Here is a 10,568-nt window from a genome sequence, read left to right on the forward strand (position 1 = left end):
CCTACCGCCGGCGGGGCCCGCACCCCCGGTGGGGTGCGGGGCCCCTCGGGCACTGCGGTGGGTCCGTCAGCCGCGCGCGGCGGTGACGGCGGCGCCCAGCGCCTCCTTGATGCGCGGACCGAGGCGGCCGAAGCCCAGCTCCTTCATCGCGGCGCGCAGCAGCTCCTCCTCGCTGCGCTCGACCCCGTCGCCGTCCACCCAGCGGACGACCGCCAGCAGCTCCTCCGCCGAGTAGGCGGTCACGGGCCGCCCGGGCGTGAAGTCCGGCTTCGCCGGGCGACCGGCGGACGCGGCCGGCTCGACGGGCTGCTCCTCCGCCTCGACCGCCACTGCCTCGGCGGCGGACTCCTCCTCCACCGGGGCCGGAGCCTCGACGGCGGGCTCGACGGCGGCCTCCGGTTCGTCCGTCACCTCGGCCTCGACGGCCACCGGCGCCTCAACGGCCTCCGGGGCCTCGGGGGTCGGCTCGGCAGCGGCCTCGACCTCAGCGACCGGCTCGGCGACCGGCTCGGGCTCGGGCTCGGGCTCGACAGCCTCGGGCTCGGCCTCGACGGTCGTCTCCGGCTCCACCGCCTCTGCCTCGACGCCGGGCTCCTCCTCCACCACGGCGGGAGCCTCGACGACGGCCTCGGGCTCGGCGACCGCAACCTCAACGGCGGGCTCGGCCACGGCCTCGGCCTCGTCGGCCGTCTCCTCGACGACCTCCACCGACTCGGCGGCCACCTCGGCCACGACGGCCTCCGGCTCCACGACCTCAATCGCGGCCTCGGCAGCCTCAACGGCCGTCTCCTCGACGGCCTTCGGCTCCTCGGCCTCGACCGGCGCGTCCTCGGTCTCGACGAGCGCGGCAGCGGCGGCGGCCACGAGGTCGTCGGCCGCCGGGGACGGCGCCGGGAGGGAGACGACGGACGGCTCGTCCCCGATCTCCGCCTCGGCCACCGGCTCAGCCACCGGCTCCGCCGAAGTCTCGGTCACGGCCTCGGCCTCGGCCGCCTCGTCGGCCTCCTCCGCGACGACAGCCGCGGCAGGAGCCTCCGCCAGCCCGTCGCGCTGGCCGCCGGCCAGGGCCTGGCGGGCCGCGTAGGCGGCGTCGGCGGCGCGGCGGTCGGCCCTGGCGGCGGCGAGTTCGGCGAGCAGGTCGCCGAGTCCGGCCTCTTCCAGGGTGGTGCGCAGGCTGTGGATGGTGGGCAGGCGGTAGAGGGTGCCCTCGTCGGCGGCGAGGCGCTCGACGAGGTCGACGAGCTCGGCGAAGGGCAGGCCGTCGAGGTCGTGGTCGGGCAGGACGCGGGCGAGTTCGCGCAGGCCGGCGTTGATCGCGTCGAAGGTCTGGGCGGTGCGCTCGACGAGGGTGCCGTCGCCGGGGGCGGTGGGCAGGGTGCCGGAGGGGGCGAGGGCGGCCCAGGCGCGGCGCTCGACCTCGGCGGAGGCGAGGGCCTCGTGGAGGTCCTCGCGGCGGGTGCGGCGCTCGGTGGCGAGGGCGGCGGCCTGCTTGCGCAGGGCGCGGGCGCGCAGCCAGGAGAGCTTGACGCCGCGCTCGCGGCGCCAGGCGCCGTCGGCGGTGGCGGCCGTGAGGGCGTCGAGGTCGGCGTCGTAGGCGGCGGCCGTCAGGGTGCCGGAGGTGCGGTGGACGCGCTGGAGGAGTTCGACGAGGAGCACGGTCTTGGCGACGGTGTCGGGTTCGTCGAGCTTGGCGTCGGCGGCGAGCGCGGTGACGGCCTCCCAGGTCCGGGTGAGGTCGTGGCCGCGCAGTTCGGCGAGGGCGCTGCTGGCGGCGCGGGCGTCCTCGGGGGTGGCGACGGTGTCGAGGGCCGCGTACCAGGCGTGGGTGTCGGTGGTGAGGGTGAAGGCGCCGAGTTCGGCGTAGCGGCCGAGGTCCTCGCGGAGGTCGGGCTCCGCGGCGGCGTCCTGGGGGTCCTTGACGTCTGCGGCGTCGGCGACGTCCGCCGGGTCGGCTGCGTCGGCGTTGCGCGAGTGAAGCACTGTCATGTGAGGTCCGGTTCTGGGCGACGGCGGCGGGGCTGGCGGCGAGGGGGCGACGGACCGTTCGCGCGGGGTGCCCCGGGGCCGGGGCGGGGGGCGCGCGGTCGAACCGCCGGTTGTGGACGCCCAGAATACGGGTGCCCGTTCGAGCCTTGCACGCACCCACCGTCCGACGGGCCGGTGTCGCGTGCCATGACGCCCGGCTGGGCGCTACTCGGGAGGTCCGGGCGGGTGACCGCCGGCGGGGCCGGGCGGGTGGTGGTGTCGGCCGTCCGGGCGACGGAGGCGGTCGAGGGGGACGGTGCGGGTGCGCCGACCGGGCGGTGGCCGGTGGCCCGGGGGCGGGCGGTGGCCGGCTCGGGCGAGGGCGGCGAGGTCGACGGGGGCGAGGTATTCGGACAGGGGGGTGCGGTGCCACCACGCTCCGGTCCGCCGCAGTTCGCGCCATCCGGTGAACCGGTAGAGGTGGAGGGTCGCCCGGACGTGGGTCGGCGGGGCGTCGGGGAAGGGGTTGTGGCGCAGCAGGCGCAGGGTGGCGGGGTCGCCGGTGAGGAGGCGGGCGGCGAAGGGCAGGAACCAGGGGCGGGCGTAGCCGGGTGAGATGCCGGCGAACCACATGAGCCAGTCGAGCCGTAGATGGTAGGGGGCGTACTGGCGGGGCAGGCGGCGGACGTCGCCGGGTTTGCCCTTGAAGCCGTATTCGCGCCAGACGGTGTCGGGGGTGAGGACGGGTTCGTCGGTGCCTTCGACGACGACCTCCTGGCGGACGCGGTTGATGCTGCCGAAGGCGCCGTAGGTGTTGACGAGGTGGAGCCGGTTGAAGGAGCGGTTCATGACCTGGCCGCGGGAGAGCAGGTTGCGCACGGGCCAGTAGCTGAGGACGGCGACGGTCGCGGTGAGGGCGAGGACGAGGGCCTCGTACCAGGCGGGGGTGGCCGGGTAGGTGCGGGTGTGGACGGGCAGGCCGATGCGGGCGGGGTCGACGGCGGCGAGGGCGAGGGCGATGGTGAGCCAGTTGAGCCAGGCGAAGTTGCCGGAGGCGATCAGCCACAGCTGGGTGGCGGTGATCAGGCAGGCGGCGTAGGTGGCGACCGGCTGCGGGAGGAAGAGTCCGAGCGGGACTACGAGTTGGACGACGTGGTTGGCGGCGGCCTCGACGCGGTGGAGGGGGTCGGGCAGGTGGTGGAAGAACCAGCTGAGCGGTCCTGGCATGGGCTGGGTCTCGTGGTGGTAGCGCAGGCAGGTGAGGTCGCGCCAGCAGCTGTCGCCGCGGATCTTGATCAGTCCGGCGCCGAACTCGACGCGGAAGACCAGCCAGCGCATCAGCCACAGGACGGGGGCGGGCGGGGCGGTGTCGGCGGTGCCGAGGAAGGCGGCGAGGAAACCGGCTTCGAGGAGGAGCGACTCCCAGCCGAAGGAGTACCAGGTCTGGCCGACGTTGACGATGGAGAGGTAGAGGACCCAGAGCAGGGCCCACGGCAGCGGGGAGGCCCAGAGCGGGAGGGCGTCGCCGAGTCCGGCGGCGAGGGCCGCGGCCGCGGCGGCTCCGGTCCACGCGACGGCGGCGAAGTAGCGGTCGCTGTAGTGGAGGTGGAACAGGCTGGGTGCCCGGCGGAAGGGGACGCGGGCGGTGAAGCGCGGCACCGGGAGCATGCCGTGGGCGCCGATCAGGGCGCGGAACTGGGCCGCGGCATCGAGGAAGCCGATCAGGTAGAGGCCGGCGAGCATCCGCTGGACGAGCAGCCGGCTCGGCCAGTAGTCGGGGGCGGCGAACCAGTCCATGCGGCCCATGCCTACCACCGCGGGCGGTCGGTCGGGCCCGAACGGGCGGGTGGGGGCGGGCGGTTCACCCGCTCGGTGGCGGCTGATGGCGGAGTTCGGACGGCAGGCGGCGGGCGGACGGCGGCAGGCGGCAGGCGGTGGCGTACGGACGATCGGGGCCCGGGCCCGGACGGCAGTGGGGCGGGGAGCCTCTCCTCGGGGGTGAGAGGCGCCCCGCCCCACTGGACGGTCCGGTGATCTCGACGGTGCCGCGGACGGCCGCTCGGCGTTCAGCCCGGCAGGACCATTCCGCTCTCCCCGGCGATGCCCGGGCGGCCGGCGGATCCGTTCTGCTGGAGCCGGTCGACCAGGAGGGCGGCCAGCGTGCCGAGCTCCTCCTCGGTGCGGGACTGCGCGGTGACGTCCATGCCGACGGTGAGGACACCGTTGACCTGGCCGGTGCGGGCGGTGCGCATCGGGGTGCAGGTGAAGCTGAAGATCTGCTGCCCGCGCTGGTCGGGGCGCCCTGACTGGATCCGGACGTCGCCGAGGACGGTGGCCCGCCCGGTGTGGTAAGCCTCGGCGACGGCCTGCTGGAGGCCGGCCGCACCGAGCTGCGGGTAGGCGGCGCCGACCGCGCCGTACGCCGCCGGGGCTCCGAAGGTCTCGGCGTGCTGGGCGTTGGCGTAGCGGATCTCCTGGCCGGGGCCGTCGGTGAGCATGATCGGGAAGGGCGAGCCGTCGAAGGCGGCGAACATCTCCTGCTGCTGGGCGAGCAGGGTGTCGCGCAGCCGGATCTCGGAGAGGAGGGCCTCGGCGAGGTGCTGGATGTCGCGCAGGCGCTCGCGCCCCCACTGGCGGGGTTCGCGGTCGAGGACGCAGACGGTGCCGATGACGGTGTTGGTGTCGTCGACGAGCGGGGCGCCCAGGTAGGCGCGCACGCCGAGTTCGTCGACGACCGGGTTCCCGGCGAACCGGGGGTAGGCGAGGATGTCGTCGAGGGCGAGCGGGGAGCGCTGGGCGACGACGTGGGGGCAGAAGCCGTGGCTCAGCGGCATCTCGCGCGTGGGGAGGTCGAACGCGATGCCCCGGTCGGCCCAGGAGGCGCCGTCGTCGGAGGCCGTGTCGGAGGAGTTTGGCGGAATGTAGAGCCCCCGGAACATCTGGCGCTCGTCGTTGATGAAGTTGACCATCGCGATGGGGGCCCGGGTGATGCTGGCCGCCAGGTGGGCGAAGCGGTCGAAGGCTTCGTCCGCGGAGGGTTCGTTGAGACCGAGGGTGCGCAGTCTGCGGGTGCGCTCGGACTCGCCGGCGGCACCCGGGAACTGGCCTTGAGTGCTCATCACATCAGTCATGGCGCACATGTAATCAGACATCCGGGGGGTTCGGCGCCCCCGGGCCGGGTGGTTCTGGTTGCTGATGGACAGTCAAAGCCGCATGTGAACGGCCGCTCGGCAGGTTGCCGCGGGGACGAAGATCACTTCCCATCCGGTCACGTGGCGAAACCAAGCGAAATTCGGACGATCTTTTTCGCGCCAATCCAAGATCGGCTCTGGGTGACTTCCTTATGCCCATATGACAATGAGCCCTGCCGAAGACACGGACGGTAGCCCCAACCCTCGGGGATCCCGGCCGGAGTTCCGCACGCACCGGTTGCAAAGGGGCGAACGAGGGCAACCGGCCGCCACCCACGACCCCACACCCCACCGCAGCGGCGGCCGGCGCGGCATCGACGGCACGGACGGAGGCACGACACCCCGAAACGAGAGGACCCCGGCATGACCATGGACTACTTCACCGACGAGCGCCACGAGAGCCTCCGGGCGGAGGTGCGCGAGTTCGCGGAGAAGGAGATACGTCCGCACGTGGCCAGAATGGAGGCCGACCGGCAGGTGGAGTTCGAGCTGTCGCGCGAGATCGCCCGCCGGGGCTGGATCGGTGTGACGATCCCGCAGGTCTTCGGCGGGCTGGGACTCGGGCACCTCGCCAAGACCGTCATCGTCGAGGAACTGGCCCGGGTGAGCGGTGCGATGGGCGCCGTGGCCCAGGCCTCGCAGCTCGGCGTGGCCAAGGTCCTCCACTACGGCTCGGACGCCCAGCGGCGCAAGTGGCTCCCGAAGTTCGCCTCCGGGGAGGCCCTGCCCACCATCGCCGTCACCGAGCCGGAGTCCGGCGGCCACGTGCTCGGCATGGCGGGCACCGCGCGCCGGGAGGGAGACGAGTACGTCCTCAACGGGCGCAAGTGGTTCGTGGGCAACTCCCACATCGGCGACGTCCACGGCGTCGTCCTGCGCACCGACCAGGGCAGCCGGGGGCTGTCCGCGTTCCTCGTCGAGAGCGACCGCCCGGGCTTCCGCACCGGCACCCGCGGCTCCCAGAGCGGGCTGCACGGCTTCAGCTTCGGCGAGATCGTCTTCGAGGACTGCCGCGTCCCGGTGGGCAACCGGCTCGGCCGCGAGGGCCAGGGCCTGGACGTCGCCTACTCGTCGTCCACGCTCTACGGACGGCTCAACCTGGCCGCCGTCGCCCTCGGCATCCACGTCGCGATCGTCGAGGACACCGCGCGCTTCGCGGAGGAGCGGGTGCTGTACGGCAAGCCGCTCAACCAGCTGCCCAACATCGCGCTGAAGCTCGGCGAGATGCAGTCCCGACTGATGACCGCCAAGCTCGCCGCCTACCACGCCTCGCACCTGCTCGACCACGGCAAGGCCTGCGACGCCGAGCTGATGAACGCCAAGCTCATCAACACCGAGTACGCGCTCGACTCGGCGCGCAACGCCATGGAGATCCACGCGGCCCGCGGCCTGCACACCGACTTCAACATCGAGCGCTACCAGCGGGACGCCACCCACGTCTACCCGCCGGCCGGCACCTCGGACATCCAGCGGCTGCGGCTCGGGCAGATCGCCTCGGGCACGTACGGCAAGCAGTGGTCGGCGGAACTGTCCGGGCCGGCCAGCTGGGCGTGGACCGAACTGGCCCAGCGGGAGGCGCAGCTGGAGGAGGAGGCCGAGCGCCGCGGCGGAGAGGTGATCACGATGCCGCTGGCGGGATAGCGGCCGGGCCCGGCACCGCCGTCGACCCCGATCGGACCGACCACCCCTGTTCGCCGGTCCGCCCACTCGTCGACCGTTCGCCGACGCCCCTGCCGATGCCCCTGCCGATGAACCTGCCGACGTCTCAGTCGACGTCCCCGTCGGTGTCTCCGTCGATGCCTCTGTGGCCGACCCTTCAGTATACCGACGTTTGACCTGTTCCTGACGGCTCCGCGGAAGGATCCCCCGACCTCCCGCGGAGCCGTCCCCCTCACCGGGAAAACGGTTCGACCTGCGACGATCCGTCACCGCACCATCCGACTGAGGGTGTTCGCTTCTGCCACCAGCCGGTCACATATCGTCAGTTGATGTTGCGATGAGGGCACCTGGGGCTGGTAGCGTTCCTGCCGTCGGCGGCCGTGCTGCACCCCGCCCGGACACTGACACCGAGTCACCCCCGTGACACCGCGTCATGATCGTGACACCGCGTCACCCCCGTCCGGCAACCCCGGCCGTGGCGCCCCGAAGCCCCGGCCGGACCGCGCGCGGGCACAACCGCCGTTCGGCCCAGCAACAAGGAATCAGATGCCAGGCATATCGGCCCCCCGCACGGGCCACCGCGCCGGCCGGTCCGGCTCCCTCCGCAGCTCGCTCCTCCTCCTCGTGCTGGTCCCCAGCGTGGGCCTCGCCGCCGCCTGGGGCTACGCCGCCTACCTGCTGCGCGACGCCGGGCAGAACACCGCGCTCGCCGCCGGCAGCGCCGCCGTCGCGCTGGTCCTGCTGGTCAGCCTGGTCCGCGGCATCCGCGCGGCCCGCTCGCTGCCGGCCCGCCTCGCCGGACTCCGCGCCGACACCCTCGCCCTCGCCCAGCAGGAACTGCCCGCCGTCGTCGGACGGCTGCGCTCCGGCGAGCCCGTGCCCGTGCCGCCGACCTGGTCCCCGTCCCGGCGCACCGGCGACGAGGCGCAGCAGATCGCCGACGGCCTCGCCGCCGTCCGCCAGGCCGCCGTCGCCGCGATCGTCCACCAGGCGCAGGGCCGCGAGGGCACGAAGAAGGTCTTCCTCAACATCGCCCGCCGCACTCAGATCCTGATCCACCGGCAGATCAGCATGCTCGACGCGCTGGAGCGCGAGCACGAGGAACCCGAGCTGCTGCGCGAGCTGTTCGCCGTCGACCACCTCGCCACCCGCATGCGGCGCAACGCCGAGAACCTGGTGATCCTCGGCGGCGCGCTGCCCGCCCGCCGCTGGCGCAACGCCGTTCCGGTCGTCAACGTGCTGCGCAGCGCCGTGTCGGAGACCGAGAACTACTCGCGCGTCGTCGTGCAGGGCGTGCCGCGCGCCTCCCTCAGCGGGCAGGCCGTCGCCGACGTCATCCACCTCGTCGCCGAACTGATCGAGAACGGCACCACCTTCTCGCCGCCCTACACCCAGGTGCAGGTCTCCGCACAGGAGGTCCCGAAGGGGCTCGCGGTCGAGGTCGAGGACCGCGGCCTCGGCATGGGCGAGGAGGAGTACGAGCGGCTCAACGACTACCTCGCCAACCCGCCCGAGCTGGACGTCTCCGCGCTCGGCGACGACCTGCGGCTCGGCCTGTTCGTCGTCGCGCGCCTGGCCGCCCGGCACGAGATCCAGGTGACCCTGCGCCCCTCGCCGTACGGCGGCACCCGGGCCGTGGTGCTGGTGCCGGCCGTGCTGCTGGAGAAGGCCGAGCAGCCGGCCGCTGTGCCCGGGCTGCCCTCCGGCGCGCGCGTCACCCGCACGCCCGTGCCGGGGCCGCGTCCGGCGGCGGCGGACGATCTCGGCGTGCTGGACGGGGAGTTGGTGGACGACCTCGGCGTGCTGGAGGACGTGGCCCCGGGGCCCTCGATGCCCGCGGTACAGGCGGTACCGGTGGTTCCCTCGATGCCGTCCATGCCGTCCATGCCGTCCATGCCGACTGTGCCCCCGGCGTCCTCGATACCTCCGGGCGCTTCGGCGCCGCCGGTCGGCTCCGCGCCGTCGGCTGTTCCGGCGCCTCCCGCGCTTCCGGTGCGTCCGGTCGGCGGTGGCTCTGGGGCCGGGGCCGGCTCCGGCTCCAGCTCCGTCATCAGCGAGCTCCTCGCCCAGTACCCCGTGGACGACGACCGGGACGACGCGCAGGCCGCTCCGCCCGCCAACGGCGGCCTGACCGTGGGTGCCTCGATCCCCGGCCTGCCCGGCGCCGTCGTCGTCCCCCGGCCCGTGTACCCGCGCCCGTACGACGACATGGCCGAGAACCACGCCGACGGCCTCGGTGGCGACGGCACCGGTGGGTCGAGCGGGACAGGTGGGGCGAGCGACGCGGTCGAGGCCGACCTCGGCACCGTGTCCGCCGACCGAATCGCGCCCACCCACGAGCGCGCGGCCGACGCCCCGTTCGCCCACGACCCGGACGGCGAACTGCGCACCCCGCGCGTCCTGCCGCAGCGGGTCCGCAACGCCAGCCTCGCCGAGCAGTTGCGGGAGGCCAACGCGCCCGGCGGCGTGGCGGGCCCGACTGGCCCCGTCGCCCCCGCCCCGGCTCCCCGGTACGGCGGGAGCGACGACGGCAGCGTCTACAGCGACTTCGGGGACGCCGGGCGGGGCGACGGCTCCCGGGGCGATGGTCCCCAGGGCGGCGGCGCTCGCGGTTACGCCGACGAACCGTCCCCCCAGCGCTCCCGCGCCACCATGGCCGCCATCCAGCGCGGCACCCGGACCGCCCGCGCGTCCGACCCCGTGCCGGGCGCGCCGACCGCGCCCGGCACGCCCACCACACCTGCCACGTCTGCCACGCCCATCGCGCCGACCGCACCCACCACACCCCCCGCACCGGCCGCGCCTCCCGCCGCTAAGGAAGCCAAGGAACAGCAGTGATGACGCAGCACACCGACACCCAGCGCGACCTCAACTGGCTGCTGGACCAGCTGGTGGCGCGGGTACCCGAGACCCGGCACGCCATCGTCCTCTCCGAGGACGGCCTGCTGGTCGGCCTGTCCCAGGGCCTGGACCGGGCCGACGCCGAGCACCTGTCCGCCGTCGCCTCCGGGCTGCAGAGCCTCGCCCGCGGCGCCGGCCACCGGTTCAACGGCGGACGCGTCCGGCAGACCGTGATCGAGATGGACCAGCTGTTCCTGTTCGTCACCACCGCCGGCCAGGGCGCCCGTCTGGCCGTGCTCACCAGCGAGCAGGTCGACGCCGGGCTGATGGCCTACGAGATCAACATGCTGGTCAAGCAGGTCGGCCAGTACCTCACCGCCGCGCCGCGCAGCGACGCCGGCCAGGTCGGCGTGGGTGGCGGTGCGTGACCGCCGACGCCGACGAGGCCTGGTTCTTCGACAAGGACGCAGGCCACCTGGTCCGTCCTTACGCGATCACCAACGGGCGCACCGGCCCGGTCCGTGACGGCTTCGCGCTGATCACCCTCGTGGTCACCGCCGACCCCCGCACCGACACCAGCCGGCTCACCCCCGAACCGGCCGCGATCATCGACCTGTGCCGCGAACGGCCGCTGGCGGTGGCCGAGATCGCGGCCACGCTCGACCTACCGGTGAGCGTGGTCAAGGTGCTCCTCGACGACCTGGCCGAGGCCCGGCTGATCCTCACCCGCGCCCCGGTCCAGCTCGCCGAGGCGCCGGACATCTCCCTGATCCAGGCCGTGATCGAGGGGGGGGGCCGGGGGGGGTACCGCGGGCCCCCCCCCCCCCCCACACCCCCACCCCCACCCCGGGACCCCAAATAAGACCCACCCACGCCGGGCCGGGGCGGGGCAGATGCAGCGCGGCCGCGGCG

7 protein-coding genes are annotated in these 10,568 nt (G+C 74.1%); 4 read left to right on the plus strand and 3 right to left on the minus strand.

The features are described 5' to 3' along the window. Nucleotides 1–66 precede the first annotated feature (66 nt). The 3 genes from ACFXDE_RS20490 to ACFXDE_RS20500 all read right to left on the minus strand — a co-directional run bounded on the left by ACFXDE_RS20490 (nt 67) and on the right by ACFXDE_RS20500 (nt 5,096). Nucleotides 67–1,986, minus strand: coding sequence for a hypothetical protein (locus tag ACFXDE_RS20490; protein ID WP_380496096.1), 1,920 nt, complete (start codon nt 1,984–1,986; stop codon nt 67–69). Nucleotides 1,987–2,190: 204 nt separating this feature from the next. Then, complete coding sequence (locus ACFXDE_RS20495) at nt 2,191–3,762, minus strand: lipase maturation factor family protein (RefSeq protein ID WP_380496228.1); 1,572 nt, start codon at nt 3,760–3,762, stop codon at nt 2,191–2,193. A 269-nt stretch (nt 3,763–4,031) separates the two neighbouring features. Continuing rightward, entirely contained in the window at nt 4,032–5,096 is a 1,065-nt protein-coding gene (locus ACFXDE_RS20500) for a GAF domain-containing protein (RefSeq protein WP_380496098.1), read from the minus strand. 423 nt (nt 5,097–5,519) lie between these two features. On the opposite strand from ACFXDE_RS20500, the gene ACFXDE_RS20505 reads away from it, so the two are divergent. The 4 genes from ACFXDE_RS20505 (at nt 5,520) to ACFXDE_RS20520 (ending at nt 10,518) form a co-directional block, all read left to right on the plus strand. Next, nucleotides 5,520–6,797 (plus strand): acyl-CoA dehydrogenase family protein, encoded by a 1,278-nt coding sequence (locus ACFXDE_RS20505; protein WP_380436183.1) that lies wholly within the window; start codon nt 5,520–5,522, stop codon nt 6,795–6,797. Nucleotides 6,798–7,361: 564 nt separating this feature from the next. Then, nucleotides 7,362–9,653 (plus strand): sensor histidine kinase, encoded by a 2,292-nt coding sequence (locus tag ACFXDE_RS20510; RefSeq protein ID WP_380496100.1) that lies wholly within the window; start codon nt 7,362–7,364, stop codon nt 9,651–9,653. Beyond that, entirely contained in the window at nt 9,653–10,084 is a 432-nt protein-coding gene (locus tag ACFXDE_RS20515) for a roadblock/LC7 domain-containing protein (RefSeq protein WP_359957272.1), read from the plus strand. The genes ACFXDE_RS20510 and ACFXDE_RS20515 overlap by 1 nt, the downstream gene beginning before the upstream one ends. Beyond that, on the plus strand, nt 10,081–10,518 hold the full coding sequence (locus ACFXDE_RS20520; RefSeq protein WP_380496102.1) for a DUF742 domain-containing protein: 438 nt from the start codon (nt 10,081–10,083) through the stop codon (nt 10,516–10,518). The genes ACFXDE_RS20515 and ACFXDE_RS20520 overlap by 4 nt, the downstream gene beginning before the upstream one ends. Nucleotides 10,519–10,568 lie beyond the last annotated feature (50 nt).

Origin of the sequence: Kitasatospora sp. NPDC059408 (genome assembly GCF_042751525.1) — a bacterium.
Classification (GTDB): Bacteria; Actinomycetota; Actinomycetes; order Streptomycetales; family Streptomycetaceae; genus Kitasatospora.

Coding starts and splice junctions, on each gene's coding strand:
- ACFXDE_RS20490 (WP_380496096.1), bottom strand. CDS start 1,986: ATGACAGTGCTTCACTCGCGCAACGCCGACGCAGCCGACCCGGCGGAC.
- ACFXDE_RS20495 (WP_380496228.1), bottom strand. CDS start 3,762: ATGGACTGGTTCGCCGCCCCCGACTACTGGCCGAGCCGGCTGCTCGTC.
- ACFXDE_RS20500 (WP_380496098.1), bottom strand. CDS start 5,096: ATGACTGATGTGATGAGCACTCAAGGCCAGTTCCCGGGTGCCGCCGGC.
- ACFXDE_RS20505 (WP_380436183.1), top strand. CDS start 5,520: ATGACCATGGACTACTTCACCGACGAGCGCCACGAGAGCCTCCGGGCG.
- ACFXDE_RS20510 (WP_380496100.1), top strand. CDS start 7,362: ATGCCAGGCATATCGGCCCCCCGCACGGGCCACCGCGCCGGCCGGTCC.
- ACFXDE_RS20515 (WP_359957272.1), top strand. CDS start 9,653: ATGACGCAGCACACCGACACCCAGCGCGACCTCAACTGGCTGCTGGAC.